The organism is Rhizobium changzhiense (genome assembly GCF_013087625.1).
In the GTDB taxonomy this organism is placed as follows: Bacteria; Pseudomonadota; Alphaproteobacteria; order Rhizobiales; family Rhizobiaceae; genus Rhizobium; species Rhizobium sophorae.
This window is the reverse complement of record NZ_JABFCQ010000003.1, coordinates 828,806-847,865: the sequence shown is the minus strand read 5'-3', so window position 1 is coordinate 847,865 and position 19,060 is coordinate 828,806. Positions and strand designations below refer to the sequence as shown.

19 protein-coding genes are annotated in these 19,060 nt (G+C 60.2%); 11 read left to right on the top strand and 8 right to left on the bottom strand.

All coding sequences use genetic code 11. From position 1 onward, the window contains the following. Positions 1–11 precede the first annotated feature (11 nt). Positions 12–506, top strand: coding sequence for an Lrp/AsnC family transcriptional regulator (locus G9X68_RS19010; protein ID WP_138332467.1), 495 nt, complete (start codon positions 12–14; stop codon positions 504–506). 48 nt (positions 507–554) lie between these two features. Here G9X68_RS19010 and G9X68_RS19005 read toward each other — a convergent pair whose 3' ends face one another. Continuing rightward, positions 555–932 (bottom strand): winged helix-turn-helix transcriptional regulator, encoded by a 378-nt coding sequence (locus G9X68_RS19005; protein ID WP_171603699.1) that lies wholly within the window; start codon positions 930–932, stop codon positions 555–557. Positions 933–1,087: 155 nt separating this feature from the next. Here G9X68_RS19005 and G9X68_RS19000 point away from each other — a divergent pair, with 155 nt between their 5' ends. Then, on the top strand, positions 1,088–1,480 hold the full coding sequence (locus tag G9X68_RS19000; RefSeq protein ID WP_171603698.1) for a DoxX family protein: 393 nt from the start codon (positions 1,088–1,090) through the stop codon (positions 1,478–1,480). Between the two features lie 39 nt (positions 1,481–1,519). Further along, positions 1,520–2,266 (top strand): SDR family NAD(P)-dependent oxidoreductase, encoded by a 747-nt coding sequence (locus G9X68_RS18995; RefSeq protein WP_171603697.1) that lies wholly within the window; start codon positions 1,520–1,522, stop codon positions 2,264–2,266. Between the two features lie 43 nt (positions 2,267–2,309). Here the strand turns inward: G9X68_RS18995 and G9X68_RS18990 are convergent, their stop codons facing one another. Next, positions 2,310–3,206: a LysR family transcriptional regulator gene (locus tag G9X68_RS18990; protein ID WP_171603696.1), complete on the bottom strand. Its 897-nt coding sequence runs from the start codon at positions 3,204–3,206 to the stop codon at positions 2,310–2,312. Between the two features lie 94 nt (positions 3,207–3,300). Here G9X68_RS18990 and G9X68_RS18985 point away from each other — a divergent pair, with 94 nt between their 5' ends. Genes G9X68_RS18985 through G9X68_RS18975 form a run of 3 tightly spaced genes read left to right on the top strand, consistent with a single transcriptional unit; the run spans position 3,301 to position 5,755 of the window. Continuing rightward, positions 3,301–4,488: an MFS transporter gene (locus G9X68_RS18985; RefSeq protein ID WP_171603695.1), complete on the top strand. Its 1,188-nt coding sequence runs from the start codon at positions 3,301–3,303 to the stop codon at positions 4,486–4,488. A gap of 27 nt (positions 4,489–4,515) precedes the next feature. Next, the gene (locus G9X68_RS18980; RefSeq protein ID WP_171603694.1) at positions 4,516–5,262 is read left to right on the top strand and encodes an SDR family oxidoreductase; all 747 of its coding nucleotides are present in this window, start codon (positions 4,516–4,518) and stop codon (positions 5,260–5,262) included. 13 nt (positions 5,263–5,275) lie between these two features. Next, complete coding sequence (locus G9X68_RS18975) at positions 5,276–5,755, top strand: cyclophilin-like fold protein (RefSeq protein WP_171603929.1); 480 nt, start codon at positions 5,276–5,278, stop codon at positions 5,753–5,755. 120 nt (positions 5,756–5,875) lie between these two features. Here G9X68_RS18975 and G9X68_RS18970 read toward each other — a convergent pair whose 3' ends face one another. Next, positions 5,876–6,772: a LysR family transcriptional regulator gene (locus G9X68_RS18970; protein ID WP_171603693.1), complete on the bottom strand. Its 897-nt coding sequence runs from the start codon at positions 6,770–6,772 to the stop codon at positions 5,876–5,878. A 129-nt stretch (positions 6,773–6,901) separates the two neighbouring features. Between G9X68_RS18970 and G9X68_RS18965 the strand changes: the two genes are divergently transcribed. Continuing rightward, entirely contained in the window at positions 6,902–7,759 is an 858-nt protein-coding gene (locus G9X68_RS18965; protein ID WP_171603692.1) for an NmrA family NAD(P)-binding protein, read from the top strand. A 202-nt stretch (positions 7,760–7,961) separates the two neighbouring features. On the opposite strand, the gene G9X68_RS18960 is transcribed toward G9X68_RS18965, so the two are convergent. Next, the gene (locus G9X68_RS18960; RefSeq protein WP_171603691.1) at positions 7,962–8,999 is read right to left on the bottom strand and encodes a class I SAM-dependent methyltransferase; all 1,038 of its coding nucleotides are present in this window, start codon (positions 8,997–8,999) and stop codon (positions 7,962–7,964) included. Positions 9,000–9,179: 180 nt separating this feature from the next. Here G9X68_RS18960 and G9X68_RS18955 point away from each other — a divergent pair, with 180 nt between their 5' ends. Beyond that, complete coding sequence (locus tag G9X68_RS18955; RefSeq protein WP_171603690.1) at positions 9,180–11,177, top strand: putative bifunctional diguanylate cyclase/phosphodiesterase; 1,998 nt, start codon at positions 9,180–9,182, stop codon at positions 11,175–11,177. 180 nt (positions 11,178–11,357) lie between these two features. Then, entirely contained in the window at positions 11,358–13,010 is a 1,653-nt protein-coding gene (locus tag G9X68_RS18950) for an acyltransferase (protein WP_171603689.1), read from the top strand. Positions 13,011–13,020: 10 nt separating this feature from the next. Here the strand turns inward: G9X68_RS18950 and G9X68_RS18945 are convergent, their stop codons facing one another. Further along, a complete protein-coding gene (locus tag G9X68_RS18945) occupies positions 13,021–13,908 on the bottom strand; it encodes a LysR substrate-binding domain-containing protein (protein WP_171603928.1) in 888 nt (295 codons plus the stop codon). Positions 13,909–14,019: 111 nt separating this feature from the next. Between G9X68_RS18945 and G9X68_RS18940 the strand changes: the two genes are divergently transcribed. Further along, positions 14,020–15,273, top strand: coding sequence for an aromatic ring-hydroxylating oxygenase subunit alpha (locus G9X68_RS18940; protein WP_171603688.1), 1,254 nt, complete (start codon positions 14,020–14,022; stop codon positions 15,271–15,273). 10 nt (positions 15,274–15,283) lie between these two features. Continuing rightward, on the top strand, positions 15,284–16,354 hold the full coding sequence (locus G9X68_RS18935; RefSeq protein WP_171603687.1) for an FAD-binding oxidoreductase: 1,071 nt from the start codon (positions 15,284–15,286) through the stop codon (positions 16,352–16,354). Positions 16,355–16,408: 54 nt separating this feature from the next. Here the strand turns inward: G9X68_RS18935 and G9X68_RS18930 are convergent, their stop codons facing one another. The 3 genes from G9X68_RS18930 to fghA all read right to left on the bottom strand — a co-directional run bounded on the left by G9X68_RS18930 (position 16,409) and on the right by fghA (position 19,058). After that, complete coding sequence (locus tag G9X68_RS18930) at positions 16,409–17,422, bottom strand: GlxA family transcriptional regulator (RefSeq protein ID WP_171603927.1); 1,014 nt, start codon at positions 17,420–17,422, stop codon at positions 16,409–16,411. A gap of 172 nt (positions 17,423–17,594) precedes the next feature. Then, entirely contained in the window at positions 17,595–18,167 is a 573-nt protein-coding gene (gfa, locus tag G9X68_RS18920; RefSeq protein WP_171603686.1) for an S-(hydroxymethyl)glutathione synthase, read from the bottom strand. A 54-nt stretch (positions 18,168–18,221) separates the two neighbouring features. After that, complete coding sequence (gene fghA, locus G9X68_RS18915) at positions 18,222–19,058, bottom strand: S-formylglutathione hydrolase (protein WP_171603685.1); 837 nt, start codon at positions 19,056–19,058, stop codon at positions 18,222–18,224. Positions 19,059–19,060: the final 2 nt, after the last annotated feature.

The following is a 19,060-nucleotide window of genomic DNA, read 5'->3' as shown; positions in this document are numbered from 1 at the left end:
CGAGAGTTCAAATGGCTACTGAAACCGACATCTTTAGTGAATTGGACCAGTTCGACAGAAAGATCCTCGCCGCGCTCGCCGAGGACGGGAGACTGTCGATCACAGATCTCGCCGCGCGTGTCGGATTGTCGAAGACGCCATGCCAGATCCGCTTCAAAAGGTTGATCAGCGAAGGATATATCGAAGGCTTCAAGGCCGTTCTCAATCCGTCGAAAATGCAGCTCGACCACATCGCTTTCGTCGAGGTGAAGCTCTCCGATACCCGCGAGCATGCGTTGAAAAGCTTCAACGAGGCCATCAAGAAGATCAGCGAAGTCGAGGAGTGCCACATGATCGCCGGCAGGTTCGATTATCTGCTGAAAATCCGCACCCGCGACATCGGCCGCTACCGGCGCGTCCTCGGCGAGCGCATCTCGACACTGCCCCACGTTGCCAACACCTCGACCAACGTCGCGATGGAGACGATCAAGGAAGGCTGGGACAAGTTCGGTTCGAGCCTTTCGTGACCGTGAACGGATAAGCCGTTCAAAAGCGGCAATTGTCTCCCAAGCAGTTCAGACGTCCCTCGCCTTCCGTCCGCGTGTACTCGGCCTCACCGGCACGCTTTTGCCGTACTCGTTCCACCACGCCGTCAATGCCTCCATCGTGGGGCCGAGGCCCCGCGCTTTTTGCGTGATCTCATATTCGACGCGCGGGGGAACCTCGGCAAAGACGGTGCGGGATATCAAACCGTCCGCTTCGAGCTCGCGCAACTGCGCCGTCAGCATGTGCTGGGTGATGCCGGGAATAGCTTTTCTCAACTCGCCAAAACGGTAGATGCGCTGATTGAGCAGCCACATGATTTCCAGCTTCCATTTGCCGGAGAGCAGCGCGGATGCGCGCCGCATCTCCTCATGCATATTGATTCCATCGGCCATAGTCTGGTTTTCCATACTAGCAGCAAGTAATTCATCCTACTTGCAAATATAAACCTTAGGCGACATTTCTCTGCATGCACAAAGGGAGCGCAGGAAAAGCGCCTCTCAAAACAAACAGACAGACCCGACGAGAGGAATGTTGCTGCGTGGGCAGCGACAGGGATGAACTCATGCCTGAATTTTACGTGTACTGGATCAGCACGGCACTTCTATCCGTGCTCTACCTCGCCTCAGCCGCCATCTATGTCACCAAGCGGGACTGGGTTCGCCAGGTTCTGGCGGAACTCGGATATACGGCTCCCTTTCTTATTCCATTCATGATCGTCATCAAGATTCTCGGCCCGGTCGCGATCCTTTTACGTGTCAGCGTGCCGCTCAGCGATCTCGCCTATGCCGGCATCTTCTTTCACCTGCTGCTGTCGGGCCTGGCGCATATCGGCATTCGAAAACCTGCCCGCACCCTGCCCGCGGCGATCGGCCTCGCGCTGCTGGTCACCTCGTTCGTGACGCAGAACGACGCCCGCGACATGCCCTCCCCTCACGTCCAGGCCGCTGCGCTCTGACGTCTCGATGATCCCAAGCCCCACCAAATGGAGATACACATGGGTCGACTCAATGGAAAAGTTGCCATCGTCACAGGCGCAAGCCGCGGCATTGGCCGCGCCACCGCAAAGCTCTTTGCCGCCGAAGGTGCGAAGGTCGCAATTCTATCGCGCACATCAGAAAGCGTCGAGCGTGTCGTCGCTGACATCGTCGAAGCGGGCGGCACGGCACTCGCCGTCGTCTGCGACGTCGGTGAAGCCGATCAGATCACGGCCGCGGTGGACAAGGTTCTCGCAACATATGGCCGCATCGACATTCTCGTGAACAATGCTTTCGATGGTTCTGCGGTCTCGTCTTCGGTCATCGACCTTTCGGTCGAGCAATTGCAACGGAACTTCGACACCGGGCCGATCGCCTATCTGCTCTTCATGCAGGCCTGCTATCCTCACCTGAGGGAAAGCGGAGAAGGCCGGATCATCAACTTCGCCTCGATGGCCGCCACCAGCGGACTGGCTGGTTATGGCCCTTACAACATGGCCAAGGAGGCAGTGCGCGCGCTGACCCGCACGACGGCACGCGAATGGGGAGCCGACAAGATCACCGTGAACAACGTCCTGCCGATCGCCGACACCTGGGGCGCTGCGGAAAAGGAGGTTCCTCCGCCGACGAATGCGCTCGCTCGTTTCGGTTCGCCGGAAGAGGACATTGCCCCGGTGGTCCTGTTCCTAGCCAGCAAGGATTCGCAGTTCATCACCGGCTACAGCCTCGCTCCCGACGGCGGCGCAATCATCGACAGCGCTCGATAACCACGAGCGAGCAAAGGGGCGCAGCGGACTGCGCCCCTTGAGGCTACCTCTGCCGGTAGCGAAAGGCTTCGACGAAGGCGGAGAAAGCGGGGGATGGATGGCGCCGGTTCGGGTAATAGAGATGATAGCCTTGAAACGTCGGCGCCCAGTCCGCGAGCACTTCCGTCAGTTGACCGTTGTCCAAATATTGCCGGACGAGGTCTCTCGGCACATAGGACAGTCCCGCGCCATCGAGAGCGGCATTGATCGCCGGTCCTATGTTGCTCATCACGAGCTGGCCCTCCACGCGAACGCTGAATTCGCGACCATCCTTTTCGAACTCCCAGGCATAGAGCGCGCCTGACGTCGGAAGCCGCAGGTTGACGCAATTGTGGTCTGTCAAGTCATGCGGGGTCGAAGGCACAGTGTGGGCCGCAAAATATTCGGGTGATCCGACCACGGCGTAAGAGACGTCGGGTCCAATGCGAACGGCCACCATGTCGCGCGCAATCGCTTCGCCGAGCCGCACGCCCGCATCGAACTGGCGTTCGACGATATTCGTGAAACCGTTGTCGACGATGAGTTCCACGCTGATATCAGGATAGTCGCGCAAAAATGCCGGCAGCCTCGGACGGAACACGAGGTCGACGGCATCGTCGGGACACACGAGCCTGATATGACCCGAGGGCCTGTCGCGCAGTGCGCTGATGGCACTGACCTCCGCTGCGATACCTTCGAAATGCGGTTGAATGCTTTCCACGAGGCGCGCGCCGGCCGCCGTGGGCGCCACATCACGCGTCGTGCGGGAGAGAAGCCGGACGCCGAGCCGGGCTTCGAGTGCGCTGATCGTATGGCTCAGCGCCGAGCGCGTGACCCCCAGCTTGGATGCGGCGCGCGTGAAACTCCGCTCCCGAGCCACCTCCAGAAACGCACGCATTTCCGTGAACTCGTCGCGCCGCATTGTTGAATCTCCTTCATCACGACGTTCACATTATAACTCCTAGTCGCGCTAAACCAGTCCGGCTATCTCTCTGGCACCGGACAGGAGACCATGCATGAGCATCGAGCTGACATTGAATGAGACCTTGCTGGGAGAAAGCGCGGCGACCCGGTGGAGCGCGGTCACCTGTCTCTCGCTTCTGACGTTTCTTCTGGTGGGGCTGGAATTTCTCCCGGTGAGCCTTCTGACCCCGATCGCCGGGGATCTCTCGGTGTCAGAGGGGCAAGCCGGATTGGCAATCACCGTGTCCGGTGTTTTTGCGGTTGCCACTAGTCTTTTCGGCAATGCAATCCTGACGAAGATCGACCGGAGGACGGTCGTCTTGCTTTATACGGCGGTTCTCGCTGCTTCGAGCCTGGCGGTTGCGCTGGCGCCCAACTTCCTTGTCTTTCTCGTTGGACGGGTCCTGGTCGGTGTTTCGATCGGCGGCTTCTGGTCACTGTCGACGGCCATTCTGGCACGCCTGGCGTCGAGCCGCGACTTGCCCAAGGCCATTGCCCTGCTTCAGGGCGGCACCGCATTCGCGCTCGTCCTTGCTGCGCCGCTCGGCAGTTTTCTTGGCGGGCTGATCGGATGGCGCGGCACCTTCCTGATCACGGTGCCGATCGCAATTGCGGGGCTCATCTGGCAACTGGCCGTCCTGCCGAGCATGCCCGCGACATCAACCGTCTCGGTCGCTAGAATATTCGGCTTGCTGCGCAATCGTAGATTGGCGATCGGAATGGCGGCGACCGGTCTGGCCTTTATCGGCCAGAACGCATTGTCCATTTACCTTCGCCCATTCCTCGAAGGCGTGACGGGACTGGAATTGAATGTCCTGTCCATGGTGCTTCTCGGCCTTGGCGTCGGCGGGCTGGCCGGAACCTCCGTCATCGGCTTCGTCGCCCGCCGGCACCTCCTCCTCGTTCTCGTCGGATTGCCGGCGGCTCTTGCGGTCCTCGCCCTGCTGCTGATCGCGCTCGGGCCGTTCGCGGCGGCGACCGCTTCTCTGCTCGTGCTGTGGGGATTTTTCTCGACGCCGATTCCGGTCGCCTGGAACACCTGGATGGCCGCCATCGTCCCCGGCGAACTGGAAGCGGCAGGCGGACTGCAGGTGGCGCTGATCCAGCTCGCCATTGCCGGCGGCGCTTTGGCCGGCGGCATGCTGTTCGATACTGCGGGATGGTGGAGCACCTTCCTGCTGGCCGCCTGCCTTCTCGCAGGTTCGGCTGCCCTCGCTGCCCTGGCCGGCCGCCATTCCTGAACCTTCCGAAGCTCAAAGGAGATCATCATGTCTCAAGGAATCGAAAACAAAGTCGTCGTCATCACCGGCGCAAGCAGCGGACTTGGCGAAGCCACGGCGCGCCACCTGGCCGAGCGCGGCGCTTCGGTGGTTCTTGGTGCGCGCAGAGCCGACCGGATCGCTGCGCTGGCCGAGGAATTGTCCGCCAAGGGCCATAAGGCCAAGGCAGTCCAAACCGACGTCACGGACCGACATCAAGTCAAAAACCTCGTCGACACGGCTGTCGACGCCTTCGGCCGTATCGACGTGATGTTGAACAATGCCGGCCTGATGCCGCTTGCGCCGCTCGAACGGCTCAAAGTCGACGAGTGGGATCGCATGATCGACGTGAACATCAAAGGTGTGCTCTACGGCATCGCAGCAGCGCTTCCCCATATGAAGGCACAAAAGTCGGGGCACATCATCAACGTGTCCTCCGTCTACGGCCACGTGGTCGATCCTGGTGCGGCCGTCTATTGCGCCACGAAATTTGCCGTGCGCGCCCTTTCGGAGGGGCTGCGGAAGGAAGTAAAGCCATACAACATCCGCACCACGATCATTTCACCCGGCGCAGTGAGCACCGAACTCCTCGAACACATCAGCGAAAAGGACATCCAGGCGGGCACCAAGGAGTTCGTCAGCAAAATCGCAATCGGCGCGGACACCTTCGCGCGAACGGTCGCCTTTGCAGTGAACGAACCGGACGATGTCGACATCAACGAAATCCTGTTCCGGCCCACGGCTCAACCTGTCTGACGCGAGGCGTGCTATGTCGATGAGATTTAAGTTCATGAGTCGTCGCGCGCTGCTGGGCGGAGCCTTGGCAGCCGCTGCCATACCTTTGACGGCTTGGGGGCAGGAAGGACGCGATCCGGCCAATCAGGAGCCGACCGACGTCAGGATCAGGATAGGCTTCAACAAGCTGACCCTGACCGCGACGCTCTATGACAATCCTACGGCGCGCGATCTCGCTTCCCTGCTGCCCCTAGACCTCAAGATCGAGGATTATGGCAGGAACGAGAAGATCGTCCATCTGCCACGCAAACTCACGGAAGAAGGCAGCGGTCCTTTCGGAAACGAGCAGCCGGGCGACCTTTGTTACTTCAAACCGTGGGGCAACCTGGCCCTGTTCTACGCGGATTACCGCTGGGACGGGCTGATCCGGCTCGGCCGCTTCGACAATGGCTTCGAGCCGCTGCTGGTGCGCGGCGAGTATCCGGTCCGCATGGTTCCATGCCCGGAAATCTGAAATCGCTTCCTCCCAAGCATGAAAGAACCCAATAGGACGAATTTCCGCAATGGCCCATATCGGAACCAGAAAGCCGCGGCCGGCTTAAGCCAGCAGAGGCGCTCGACGAGGCGCCTCCGTCTATTCGATGATCTCGACGCAGAAATCTATAAAGGCCCTGACCTTAGCCGGAACATGCTGACGCGAGGGATAGAAGGCGTAGAGCGGGAATGTCTCGTCCGACCAGTCGGGAAAGAGGTTCACGAGCTGCCCATTATTCAGATAATCCGCCATCCCGAGTGAGAAGACCTGCGCGATGCCTATCCCGGCAAGGCAGGTCGCCAAGGTCGTGCCGGCATCGTTGACTAAAATGCGGCTGCGGGTCTCGATGGAGACGACCTCTTCACCCCGCCGAAGCTCCCATTCGAAAGGCCTTGCAGTCAGCGGGTCCTGGAACTGGATACAGGTATGCTCACTCAAATCCTGTGGACGGCCCGGCCGACCATGTCGCTCGATATAAGCGGGAGCCGCAATCGTGATCACGCGCGTCTGCATCAACAGGCGCGAAATAAGCGACCGCTGTGCAGGCTCGCCAAAGCGCACAGCGACGTCCATGCCATCAGCAACAAGATCGCCGATCTCGTTGCGGGTGATGACCTCGACCTGGATATCCGGATAACGGTCGAGGAAGGCGCCGAGCCGCGGGCCGAGCACAAGGCGTGAGAAATATGGGTCGACATTGACTCGCAGTCGGCCACGCACCGCCTGTCTGGCGCCAACAGCTGTCTGCGCAGCCTCTTCGATGCCGCTCAAGAGTGGGGCCACCTGTTCGTAGAACCGCGCGCCGTCATCGGTGAGCCGCATCGTGCGTGTTGTCCGGTCGAGAAGCCGCAGACCGATCCGCCCCTCCAGTCGGGAAATGGCGCGGCTGACACCCGACGCCGATAGTCCCATTAGCTCCGCCGCCCGCGCGAAACTTCCGCTCTCGATAACGGCGGCCAGTACGCCCACGCCATTCAATAATCGTCCGTCAAACATCGGGCATCCGTGATTTTTAGTCACCAATCATGTGACAGAAGCGCGCTTCAGTCAAATGCTGCCAAAGGACATGATCAGCATAACAAACCGCCAACCTGCTGGCGGTGCAGGAAGCAAAGGAGTCTAGCCATGTTTGTGATCACCGGAGTAACAGGCCAAGTCGGAGGCATTGTCGCCGCGCGTCTGCTGAAGGCGGGGGTGCCGATACGCGCCGTCGCGCGCAATGCGGAGAAAGCAGCGGAATGGAAAAACAAAGGCGCGGAACTGGCCTTGGCCGAGATGACCGACGCCGATGCGCTCACCAAGGCTTTTGCCGGCGCCGACGGTGTCTTTCTGTTGATCCCGCCGACCTTCGATCCAACCCCCGACTTTGCGGAAGTGCGTGCTGTCATTGCGGCCCTCAAGACCGCGCTTCTTTCGTCTCGTCCTGCCAAGGTCGTTTGCCTCTCCACCATCGGCGCGCAGGCCAGAGAACCTAACCTCTTGAGCCAGCTCGGTCTCGTTGAACAGAAGTTATCTGCTTTGCCAATGCCGATCGCCTTTTTGCGTGCCGGCTGGTTCATGGAGAACACGGCCTGGGACATCGCGCCGGCGCGCGAGACCTGTGTCCTCTCGAGTTTCCTGCAGCCGCTCGATCAACCCTATCCGATGGTTTCTGTCTTCGACGTCGGAGCCAAAGCGGCAGAACTGCTGCAGCACGAGTGGGTGGGCAAGCAGGTCATCGAGTTGATGGGGCCGGAGGGCGTCACGCCCAACGATATCGCCGCTGTCCTCTCGTCCATCCTCGGCAGACCCGTCCGGGCGGAGCCGGTCGCCCGCGATACCTGGGAGCAGATTTTCACCGACCAGGGCATGCAAAACCCCCTCCCGCGGATGCGCATGATCGATGGCTTCAACGAAGGCTGGATCCGGTTCGAGGGCGAGCCGGTGAAGGGCACGACCACACTGGACACAGCAATCGGCCGCCTGATTAGCCCCGGCCGTTAAACAGCTGAAAGGCCGTGGCGGAGAGCAGCCACGCCCTTGGACGATGGCGACGAAACTTCGAGCCTCTGCCTGAACAGCTTTCGGTAACCGTCGAAGAGCAAGGGGCGCAGCATGTTGCGCCCCGTTGTCCAGTGGAACCTGGCGCAGCAGACCTTGGTGGCCGAGTAGACGCTGACGGTAAGCCCTTCGAGCCAACGTGCCGCTACTGCGGTTTTTGAATTTCACAATAGACAATGCTGCGGTTTGAGCCGGGCCAAACAGACACCTTCACATCCGCCCCGGTCACGCTTTGACTGGCGATCAAGCCCATCTCTCGTTCTGACCGCAACAGCAGCGCCCAGTTCATAAATGTCTCCATATAGCCATCGACTTCCGTCTCCGGGGAGAAGTTGGCAAATAGGAAGGTGCCGCCAGGCTTAAGCATGCCGACGCACTTCCTGGTCAGCTTTACGGCCACTGCGTCCGGCAAATAGTCATAAAGACCCGCGGCATAGACGAAATCGAACATTCCCAGCGCATGCCTCCCACCGAGCAGGGATTTGACCGACCCGTTCACCGCCTCGACGGACGTGCCGGCGAAATCCCGGGCGACGGTTCCAACGCTCATCGGGTCTTGATCCAAAGCTACCCAGCGTCTGATCGCGCCGGCGCTCAGAGCGCGCGACAAAGGCCCCTCACGAAGATGCCCGGCGGCGATGGCGAGGACTTCGGTCGAACCAGGCCGGGCCGAAGCGATTTCGTCTACGCGGCGAGCCAGAATGTCTCGACGCTCCCTTACCGCGACGGATGACGAAGCATTTCGAGTGTAGGCGTAGATCGAGCGTCCCAAGTTGCTCGATGATGCGACGGCGTTCTCGATTTCAGGTCGGCCATAGATGAAGTCGAGAAGACGTGCGTCGCCGGAATAGCCGCGCGGCTTTTCGAACGACCAGCGGGTCAATGGATCTTGATGAAGATAGTGAGCAACCGGATGAGATTGCGCGATCGGTACGATGACGTCCCACACCTCCGGATGAAAGCGCCGCCGTATCTGATGCAAGGCGTCGGTAAGACGCTCGATGATCGCATCAGGCTCGACGCCGGATTTGAACTGACGGATCGACACGTCAAGGCTGAGGGCAAGCTCGGCTCTGGCAACGATCAGGTGGCCGGGATCTGGCGCAGCAACCCTCCTTGCTATCCGACGAATTTCGCCGGGCCCAACAAGACTTTCACCGTCCAAGACCAGGCTTTGTTCCATTTCGAGACCCCTTTGACATAGCGTTAAGCATAATCAACCTCGAAATAGGATGCGACTAGAATCTACACGGGATAAGGGTAATTCTACTCTTGCGGGTCGGATGCTGCCCCTCTAACAAAGCTAAGCAATAAGACAAACCGGTTGCAGGTTGCCGAACGCGATTTTGGAGGGCGCCGAAGTATGGCTTACTTTTCAACATACTTTAAATGGTTGTCAGCCCGGTGTTTTTGCACGATCGCGGCTTACGCTAATGTCCCGCGTGACGAATCAACCGCCAGCTTTTCATTCGCCGACGCCCTCAATTCTCTGAAAACTGAAAATGATGCTGTCCGAAGGCGGAGCTCACGGCATGGCCTTTGGATCGCGGTCGCCGTTTATGTGGCCTTCGCACTTCCCGACCGATGGCTGATCCCCGATGTTGCCCCTGTGACGATCGCCGCGCGATTCGTCATTGCAACGATCGCTCTGCTGGCGTTCGAAATCTTGCGACTGGCAAAAGCGAAAACCGTCTGGCTTGACGTCACATGCGCCGCCGCACTGCTTGTGGGCTACGTTGGCTGGCTTTACCCGGCGATTGCCACCCGCGACGTCACGGCCATGTCATACTACATGATATTCGGCGCCATCTTCATGATGGGCGCCAACCTCTTTTTCAGTTTCCCGTTTCGGCTGTCGGTGATCACCTCGGGCCTCGTTCTATGCGCATTTTTTATTACGATCGAGGCATTATTTCCTTCAAGTCAAACCTACAAGCTCGCCTTTGGGCTGTTCTACATTTCGTGCTTTCTCTTCACGTCTTTCGTCAATTGGCGATTGAACGTGGAGCGTCGAAACGTGTTGCTGAACGCGGCCGAGGCTCGCCACCAGCACTGGGAAGCGTCCGAGCGCGGACGGTCACTGCTCGAGCTTTCACATACTGACTACCTGACAGGCATAGGCAACAGACGCGCGCTGGATCGGCGGCTCGACGAATGCTGGGCCGCCTGGAAAGACGAACGCCGCGACTTCTCCGTGTTCCTCATCGACGTCGACTTTTTCAAATGCTTCAATGATCGCTACGGACATCAGGAAGGAGACCGATGCCTGACTGTCATCGCCAATGCGCTGAAGGCGGTTGTAGAGTCGTCCGATGGCATGATCGGCAGGTATGGTGGCGAGGAGTTTATCGTGGTCATGCCGGCTGCCCTCCCCAGGGTCGCGATGACTCTCGCCGAGAAGATCAGAATGGAAGTCGAGTCTCTTGCGATTGCTCATGACGAGCGACCAGATGATATGTCGATCGTAACCGTCAGCATCGGCGTCGCCTTAACCCGCGAGAAAGTTGGAGAGAAAGTTGAACGAATAGTACGTGAAGCCGACCTCGCTCTCTACAATGCCAAAGCAAGTGGCCGAAACTGCATTCGTAGTTTTGATCCGCTATTGCCTCGCCCCGACGACCATGCTGGTAAACTCGTCCCGCTGCTGGCGGCCGCCATCGATCGCAAACTTGTCTCGCTCGTGTACCAACCGATCTTCGACGTGACGAACGGGAAAGCAAGAGCTGTCGAGGCTTTGATGCGCCTCAGGATGCCGGACGGCACGGCGGTTTCGCCGAAGACATTCATCCCCATTGCAGAACGAAGTGGCGCTATCCTCGAACTGGGCAGGTGGGCGATCGAGACGGCATGCCGGGACATACTGATGACCGATCGCATGGCTATCGTCAGCGTCAACGTGTCGCCGATACAACTACGTTCCACCGGCTTTGCTGCCAGTGTCGCTGATATCCTTGCTCGGTGCGGGGTCTGCGGGTCGCGACTAGCCCTGGAAGTCACCGAGGGCCTGGACATGGATATGCAGTCGGAGGTGCTTAAATGCATTGCCGATCTGCGGGCACTCGGCGTCGAGATCTGGCTTGACGACTTCGGCTGCGGCTTCGCTGGCCTCTCCTGGCTGAGGGCAATCGAGTTTCAGACGGTTAAGGTCGATAGAACCTTCCTGCACGACTGCTCGAACCCACGCGGCCTGACGATGCTTCAGGACATGATTGCTCTCATCCGCAATCGTGGGAATACGATCCTGGTGGAAGGCGTCGAAACCGCGGCACAATTTACCCTTCTCAAGGATCTTCGCATCGACCGCGTCCAGGGCTTTCATATGGGAATGCCGGTTAGCGCTGAACTTCTGAGCGCCGCATAACGCGCCTCAAGGTTTCCAGTTGGCTCAGCACGAAAGCAATTGGAGCCATTTCGACGAGGGCTGCACCACCATTATCGGAAGTCTTGCTTTTAAACGGATCAGGCCGTCTGATGCAGCGGGGCAACGGGTCGCTGAAGACAGACGAATATTCGGCGGTTGAGCCTGGGAATGAGGAGCAGGATGGATCACGTCAGCAGCCAGCAAACATCGGCGAGCGAAGAGTGGGAAGCGCGCAGGCTTCAATACCTGACCTGGGAACACATTGCGTCGGACCTCCGTCATCCGGCTCACCTTGCCCGCAAGGTGGAACTCAGGCGATCATGCGGTGCGGAGCTGGCCGAAACGTCCTACATCGCCGAGGACGCCGCGATCTTCACCGAAAGCCTGACGATGGGTGAGCGGTCCTGGATCGCCGGGCACGCGCTCGTTCGCGGCCATGTGACACTCGGCGACGATTGCACCATCAATCCCTATGCCTGTGTTTCCGGTACGGTGACGTGCGGTCATGGCGTGCGGATCGCTTCGCATGCCTCGATCGTCGGCTTCAATCACGGCTTCGATGATCCGACCATTCCTATACACCGCCAGGGCGTCGTCAGCATCGGCATCGTGATCGGCGACGATGTCTGGATCGGCGCCAATTGCGTAATCCTCGATGGCGCAACAATTGGAAATGGTGCAGTGATCGCCGCCGGAGCGGTGGTCACGGGAGATATCCCCGCCATGTCGATTGCCGGTGGCGTGCCCGCCCGGGTGCTGCGGAGCCGAGGCTCGGCGCCCCGAAAAACCGGCACTGGCGACATCGAAGATCAATTGGTGAGGCTCGGTCAGAAAGCGCAAGACCAATGGCCGGAGATCCTCGCACGCTGGAAAACGCAAGGATCCTATGAATCGATGGAAGCAGACGGCTTCCGCAGACCGGCGATCCGGCATCTCTGCGATGCCATCGAGATCGCTGCCGGCTTCGGTCACCTGCCGCCCGATCTCGATGCGGCGGAGACCGTCGAGCGTCTCCAAGGTCTACAGGACCAAGAGACCGGCCTTTTCCCGGAAGAGCATGCGCGAATGCATGGCAAGGCGCTGAAGGATGATTCAAAGGCGCTTTATAATATCCTTGCGGTTGGCTATGCGCTTGAACTGCTTGGTTCCGGTCCACGCCAACCTGTCCATGCGGTCGAGCTCGGCGCCGGGGAGCTGGATGAATGGCTGAGCACCCTGCCCTGGTCGACCCGGGCATGGCACGCCGGAAGCGTGGTCGATGCGATCGGAACCGCCATGTACTTCAATGCGAAGTATTTCGGCATCGGGCATTCACGGCAGACACTTTTCGAGTGGCTGAGCCGCAATGCCAACAGCGTTTCTGGGCTATGGGGTGAACCGACCGCGGCGGAAGGATGGCTTCAACCGGTGAACGGCTTTTACCGCCTGACGCGCGGCACCTACGCCCAGTTCGGCGTGGCACTTCCCCACCCGCACGCCTCGCTCGAAACGGTTCATCTCAACTACCGCAACCACAAGGGCTTCGGTGCTGCAAAATACAATGCGTGCAACCTGCTCGATACGATTCATCCGCTGCTCCTAATTGCCCGGCAGACCGACTACAGGCGGGCCGACGGGGAGGCGATCGCCCGCAAGGTCATATCGAGGGCGTTGGACAGATGGCGAGATTGCGAAGGATTCCCCTTTGCCGATGGTGCTGAACCGAGCCTGCAGGGGACGGAAATGTGGCTTTCCGTCATCCACCTGGCGGCCGATTTCCTGGGACTGGCAGATCGCTTCGCCTTCGTCCCTAGAGGCGTTCACCGAACGGCAACCGTGGGGCTGGGTTTGTGATACGGCTTGATCAACCGTGCAATGATGCCGTCAGCCAGGCGGCGGCAAGGTCGCGTGCGTTGCTTCGCTTGGCTTTGACGGGCACGATCACGTTGTAACGATCCTCCGCGGCAAGCTCGCCGCCGTCGACCTGCACCAGGGTTCCATCCTCCAGAAAGGTGCCCACCAGCATACGCCATCCCAACGCAATCCCTTGCCCGGCGCGCGCGGCTGCGATGGTTTCGGTATAGTGGTTGAACCGAAGCGACGGCTTTACCTCGAGGTTGGCGCCGGTCAGCGAAAACCACTGCGCCCAGCTATACCAGGAACGATCGAGAACGTCCGTTTCGATGAATTCGTCGGCGGAGCCGAGCGCGCCATCTCCGCGACGCCTGAGATAGTCGGGAGAGCAGACGGGGCAGATGACGTCGCCGCGCGAGGCGATGACGGTGCTATCGCTGAAGGGAGGCACACCATATCGAATTGCCACATCGACTTCTCCGTCGTCGAGAGCGATCGGGCTGTCCTGGGATATCACCCGCACCAGGATGCCGGGGTTCGCACGGCGAAACTCGGCCAGCCGCGGCAGCAGCCAGAAAGACGAGAATGCAACGGTCGCCCCTATGGTCAACACGTCCTGGCTGCGCGACTGGAGCGCTTCCACGCTCTCGGCAATATCGGCAAAGCTCTTGGCCAGCGTGGCTCCGAGGTTGATGCATGCCGCCGTCGGCTCGATCGCTCGATGCTTGCGCACGAATAGAGGCTGGCCGAATTCTTCCTCCAGCAATGCAATCTGCCTGCTGACCGCCGCCTGGGTGACACCCAATTCGGTCGCAGCCGCGGTGAAGCTCTTCTTTCTGAGCGCCGCCTCCAGGGTCACCAGTGCCGTCAACGACGGGATCCGTCTTCTAAAATGCATCATAGAACCCCTCATCGCATGACAAAAACTTATGCGACGCTAATTTTTTATGCCGTTGAAACATCGGGACTGCAAGGGCAATCTCGGGAAACTCTCGCATAAGGGGTTCTGATGCTAAACAAGCTCCCATCTTCCATTTCTGCCCTTCTCGACGCTCGTGCCAACGGTCACTCTCTGCCGGCCGGCCTTTACGTCAGAGAAGACGTGTTCGAAGCAGACATCGACGTCTTCTTCCACAATCACTGGATTTGTGTCGGTCTCGACTGCGATGTCCCCGAACCCGGTGACGCCACGGTGATCGATATCGGCAAGACGAGCCTGATCCTTCTGCGCGACGACGACGGAGACATTCGCGTCCTGCACAATGTCTGCCGCCATCGCGGCTCCCGCCTTCTCGATCCGGGCAAGACGATCGTCTCAAAACTCGTCTGTCCCTATCACACCTGGACATACGAACTGACGGGTGAGCTCAGCTACGCGCCTCACATGGGCAAGGACTTCGACAAGGAGTGTCGGAGCCTCAAGCCCGTCACTTTCAAGTCGATCGGCGGACTGATTTATGTCTGCCTCTCCGACAATCCACCCGAGGACATTACTCTCCTCGAACAGGCCATGATCGAGCGCCTCGCCCCCTACGACATCCGGAACGCAAAGATCGCCTTCCAAACGGATGTCATCGAGGATGGCAACTGGAAGCTCACGATGGAAAACAATCGCGAATGCTACCATTGCTCCGCGAACCATCCGGAGCTCTGCGTCTCCTTCGTCGATCTCGACTTCGGCTTCGACCCCGAGACGCTGAGCCCGGAGGATCGCGAACAGGCCGAGGAGCATTTCAGGCTGTATGAGGAGCGGACGAAGGCGTGGGAGTCCGACGGCTTCCCCTCGGCGGCGGTCGAGCGGCTCGCCGACTGCGCCACCAACTTCCGCACCCAGCGGCTGATCATCGCCGGCGCTGGCGAATCCCAGACCCACGATGCCACCGCCGCATCCTCCAAGCTTCTTGGGCACATGACCCGCAAGGATCTCGGGGACACGCATCTTTGGGGCCACAACAGCTGGAACCACTTCATGGGCGACCATGCCGTGGTGGCAACCGTCATTCCGCTCTCGGCGGGCAAGACGCTGGTCCGAACCAAGTGGCTGGTCCACAAGGACGCCGTCGAAGGCGTGGATTACGATCTCCACAAGCTGACGGATGTCTGGGTGGCGACGACGGACCAGGACGCCGATCTTGTCGCGCGCTCCCATGCAGGCGCTCTCGACCCGGCCTATCAGCCAGGCCCCTACTCCCGCTTTTCCGAGACGAACCTCGACAAGTTCGCCAGCTGGTACATCGATCGGATGCGCGCCCATGGATACTAGGAGCCCGCAGATGCCCGCAGCCAGGGCCGCCCTTCACGACCTATGGAACCCTGAAGAAGACGACGCGCTCGTCTGCCTTGATGTCCAGCAGGAGACCCATGACGTCAAGACCTTCACCTTCGCATCGCGCGAGGGCAAGCGGTTCGCGTTCAAGGCAGGGCAATACTTTCTCTTCGACCTGGAACACAATGGAGCGGCTGAAAACAGGTGCTACAGCATCTCGTCTTCGCCGCATCGGACGAACGCCTTCTCCGTGACGGTGAAGCGCGTTCCCGGCGGCAAGATCTCCAACTGGCTTCATGACACCCTAGTTCCCGGGGCGACCCTCAAGGCGAACGGGCCGCTCGGCCACTTCGTCAGGCCCGAGACGTCGGGACGTAAGCTTCTGCTGTTGTCGGGCGGCTCCGGGATTACTCCCGTCATGTCGATTCTGCGGGAACTCGTCGACGGTTGCGAACCCGCCGACGTCGTCTTCATGCATGCCGGCCGGACGCCGCAGGACCTGATCTTTCGCGACGAACTGGCCTGCATCGCCCGCAGGCTGAAAGGCCTTCGTCTCCATTTCCTCCCGGAGACCGTGGCCGGCGAGCCGTCCTGGCCCGGTCTGACCGGCCGTATTTCGAAGGACTACATGCGGCTTGCGGTTCCCGATATCACTGAGCGAACCGTGATGTGCTGCGGCCCCGCCCCGTTCATGGCCGCCGCGCGCGGCATTGCCGCCGAACTCGGCGTGCCCGGCTCGAACTACCTGGAGGAAAGCTTCGACGCCGCGGTCATCGACGAACCCGAGATCCCCGCGTTTCAGGAGGCGGCTGCCAAGGTCTTTCAGGTCACCTTCTCGAAGCAGGCCCGCAGCATCGACGTCTCCGGCGACCAGAGCGTGCTCTCTTGTGCAAAGAAGTCAGGCGTCAGGATCCCGTCGTCCTGCGCGAATGGCGTCTGCGGCACCTGCAAGTCGAAGCTTACGTCGGGCACGGTCGACATGAACCACAATGGCGGAATTCGTCAGAGGGAAATCGACGCCGGCTTCTTCCTGCCCTGCTGCTCCAAGCCGCTCAGCGATCTGGTCATCGAGCGCTGAGCGCTGGGTACGCACCACCCGAGGAACCTACTTAGACGTTGCGGGATTGCGCGTTCAGTGCGCTCTCGAAGCGGCCGCGCGATGCTGCGAAGGCGTTTGCCCGAATGTGCGCTTGAACGTTCTCGTAAACTGCGAGGCGTTTTCGAAGCCGACATCCAGTGCGATCTCGATCAGCGGCGCCTTCGACTGGGCAAGGATCGACTTCGCCCGCTCCATTCGGACGCGACTATAGGCCTTGGCTGGAGACATTCCTGTCTTGTCGATGAAGATTCTCTCCAGCTGCCGTCGCGAGAGTCCAACCGTAGAGGCAAGCTTCTCGATCGACATGCTGCCGTCGACGAACTGCTCCATCGTGATCATCGCCGCCTTGACGCGGGCATCGTCATAATCGTCATAGAGCGGGCGCCGGGGTTGGACGTCCGCTGCTGCGCGGGCTCTCTCGATCTGCAGCACCTCAAGTGCGTTTCGTTCGGCATCGCGGCTGATGTATTTCCTGACCAACAGCGCGGCCATGTCGGCGGCGCTGCTGCCGCCGGCGCAGGACCCACGCTGGCGGTCGAGATTGAAGAGCCGGTCGGAACGCACGTTGAGATCGGGGAAACGCTCCCGGAACTCCTTGTAGTGCAGCCAGCTCACACAGGATTCATGCCGCTTCATCAGGCCCGCCGCGGCAAGAATGAACGTACCGGTGCACACGCCGATCAGCGGCACCTTCTTGGCATCCGCCTGCTTGAGGAAAGCGATGGTCTGCTGGTCGACGGGATTTTCCACCGTCAGCAGGCCGCCGACGACGACGATGTAATCGAAGCGCGACGGGTCGACGAAATCCGACGTCGGCGCGACCTGGACGCCGCAACTCGCCGTGATCAGGTGACGCGTGCTGCCGATCACCTGCCAGTCGGCAAGCACCCTGCCGGAACGATCCTGTTCATCGCTGGCAAGCCGCAGCGTGTCCACGAAGAGCGCGAAAGCCGACAGCGTGAACGATCGCGCCAGAACGAAACCCACCTTGAGCCGGGCAGCGGGCTTCGCGGCGCCGTCTGCCTGTCGATGCTGCCCGGGTCGCATAGTCATCTCATCACCGTTTCTGAATGCATTCAACGAATCTGAAAACCGTGCGCCAGCGGATCACGATCGTCAACGAAAATGGTGTTGTGGCCGATGACGCGCGCCCAGGCTCCGATGCTTGGATAGCGGCGGTTTTGTCGGGGAGCGCCGGCTCGGCGCTCCCCGACATCGATCACGCGGCCAGGACGCCGCTCTTCTTGGCGACCCAGGTTGCGATGTAATCCATAAGGCCAGGGTTTAGGCAATCGTAAGGCTCGAGGCCGGACGTCCTCAACTGCGCCCTGACGGCATCCATCTTCGCGGGGTCGAAGCCGCTTTCGATGATCGACGACACGAAGGCCGCAAAGCCCGGCTTCGCCCAGCCGCCTTCCTGGAAGCGCTCCGGATGGACGAAGGACAATCCCTGGAACGCATGTTCGCGCTCGACCGGACCATACATATGCACGCCGCATTCCTTGCAGGCATGGCGCTGGATCAGGGCGGCGGAATCGACGACGGCGAGCTTGTTGCTGTTCTCCAGCACTTCGACGCTTTCGGTCGGCGCGACCGCCACGACCGAAAAGACAGCGCCCTCGGGCTTCCAGCACTTCGTGCAGCCGCAGACATGATTGTGGGCAATGTCGCTCTTGATCCTGACCTTCACGGGGTTGCTTGCGCACTTGCAGACGAGCGTCCCGCCTGCGAAAGCAGCGTCAGTCGCCCGAAAGCCTGAATCCACTGCCGGATGTATGGCTATGCTGGTCATGGGTTTCTCCTCCCCTTCTGGGCCGTTTGCGATATGCCCGGCCAAGCTCTGCAATCAGTCTCCCAGTCTCCGCGCGTGCCAGCGCAGATGGTCTTCCATGAATGTCGAAATGAAGAAGTAGGAGTGGCCGTAGCCTTCCTGCATGCGAAGCCGCAGGCTGATGCCGGCCGTCTCGCAGGCTTGCCTAAGCTCCTCGGGGCGCAATCCATCCTCCAGGAAGCTATCCGCCGTCCCCTGGTCCACGAGGAATTCCGGGAACCGGTGCCCGTCTTCGATCAGCGAGCAGGCATCATATGCCCGCCAGGCCGTCTCATCCGATCCGAGGTATTTCCGGAAAGCCGGCTTTGACCAGCCGGAAACCGAGGGATGACTGATCGGCGCGAAGGCCGAGCAGCTGCCGAAGCGTTCGGGATTCTTGAGCGCAATCGTGATCGCGCCGTGTCCGCCCATCGAGTGACCGAAGATCCCCTGTCGCGTCATGTCGACCGGAAACTCTGCGGCGATAAGCTTCGGCAATTCATCGACGACGTAGCTGTACATCCGATAGTTCTTTGCGAATGGCGGCTCGGTGGCATCGACATAAAAGCCGGCGCCCTTGCCGAACTGCCAGTTATCCGGTTCGTCCGGGACGGCATCGCCCCGCGGACTGGTGTCGGGGCAGACGACGATCATGCCGAGTTCTGCGGCAAGACGCCGATACTCTCCCTTTTCCATGACGTTCGCATGGGTGCAGGTCAGACCGGAAAGGTACCATAGAACCGGCAGCTTCCGCGCTTTGGCCTGCGGCGGCAGGAATACCGCAAAGGTCATGTCGCAGTCGCAAGCATCTGAGCGTTTGACGTAAACGCCCTGAGTGCCGCCATGAGAATTTTCGGTCGAGATCGTCTTCATGG

Excerpts from the sequence above, each read along its gene's own strand:
- G9X68_RS18995 (WP_171603697.1), top strand. The coding sequence starts at position 1,520 with ATGGGTCGACTCAATGGAAAAGTTGCCATCGTCACAGGCGCAAGCCGC.
- G9X68_RS18955 (WP_171603690.1), top strand. The coding sequence starts at position 9,180 with ATGGCTTACTTTTCAACATACTTTAAATGGTTGTCAGCCCGGTGTTTT.
- G9X68_RS18975 (WP_171603929.1), top strand. The coding sequence starts at position 5,276 with ATGTCGATGAGATTTAAGTTCATGAGTCGTCGCGCGCTGCTGGGCGGA.
- G9X68_RS18985 (WP_171603695.1), top strand. The coding sequence starts at position 3,301 with ATGAGCATCGAGCTGACATTGAATGAGACCTTGCTGGGAGAAAGCGCG.
- G9X68_RS18960 (WP_171603691.1), bottom strand. The coding sequence starts at position 8,999 with ATGGAACAAAGCCTGGTCTTGGACGGTGAAAGTCTTGTTGGGCCCGGC.
- fghA (WP_171603685.1), bottom strand. The coding sequence starts at position 19,058 with ATGAAGACGATCTCGACCGAAAATTCTCATGGCGGCACTCAGGGCGTT.
- G9X68_RS18980 (WP_171603694.1), top strand. The coding sequence starts at position 4,516 with ATGTCTCAAGGAATCGAAAACAAAGTCGTCGTCATCACCGGCGCAAGC.
- G9X68_RS18945 (WP_171603928.1), bottom strand. The coding sequence starts at position 13,908 with ATGCATTTTAGAAGACGGATCCCGTCGTTGACGGCACTGGTGACCCTG.
- G9X68_RS18935 (WP_171603687.1), top strand. The coding sequence starts at position 15,284 with ATGCCCGCAGCCAGGGCCGCCCTTCACGACCTATGGAACCCTGAAGAA.
- G9X68_RS19000 (WP_171603698.1), top strand. The coding sequence starts at position 1,088 with ATGCCTGAATTTTACGTGTACTGGATCAGCACGGCACTTCTATCCGTG.
- G9X68_RS18990 (WP_171603696.1), bottom strand. The coding sequence starts at position 3,206 with ATGCGGCGCGACGAGTTCACGGAAATGCGTGCGTTTCTGGAGGTGGCT.
- G9X68_RS18950 (WP_171603689.1), top strand. The coding sequence starts at position 11,358 with ATGGATCACGTCAGCAGCCAGCAAACATCGGCGAGCGAAGAGTGGGAA.
- G9X68_RS18940 (WP_171603688.1), top strand. The coding sequence starts at position 14,020 with ATGCTAAACAAGCTCCCATCTTCCATTTCTGCCCTTCTCGACGCTCGT.
- gfa (WP_171603686.1), bottom strand. The coding sequence starts at position 18,167 with ATGACCAGCATAGCCATACATCCGGCAGTGGATTCAGGCTTTCGGGCG.
- G9X68_RS19010 (WP_138332467.1), top strand. The coding sequence starts at position 12 with ATGGCTACTGAAACCGACATCTTTAGTGAATTGGACCAGTTCGACAGA.
- G9X68_RS18965 (WP_171603692.1), top strand. The coding sequence starts at position 6,902 with ATGTTTGTGATCACCGGAGTAACAGGCCAAGTCGGAGGCATTGTCGCC.
- G9X68_RS18930 (WP_171603927.1), bottom strand. The coding sequence starts at position 17,422 with ATGCGACCCGGGCAGCATCGACAGGCAGACGGCGCCGCGAAGCCCGCT.
- G9X68_RS19005 (WP_171603699.1), bottom strand. The coding sequence starts at position 932 with ATGGAAAACCAGACTATGGCCGATGGAATCAATATGCATGAGGAGATG.
- G9X68_RS18970 (WP_171603693.1), bottom strand. The coding sequence starts at position 6,772 with ATGTTTGACGGACGATTATTGAATGGCGTGGGCGTACTGGCCGCCGTT.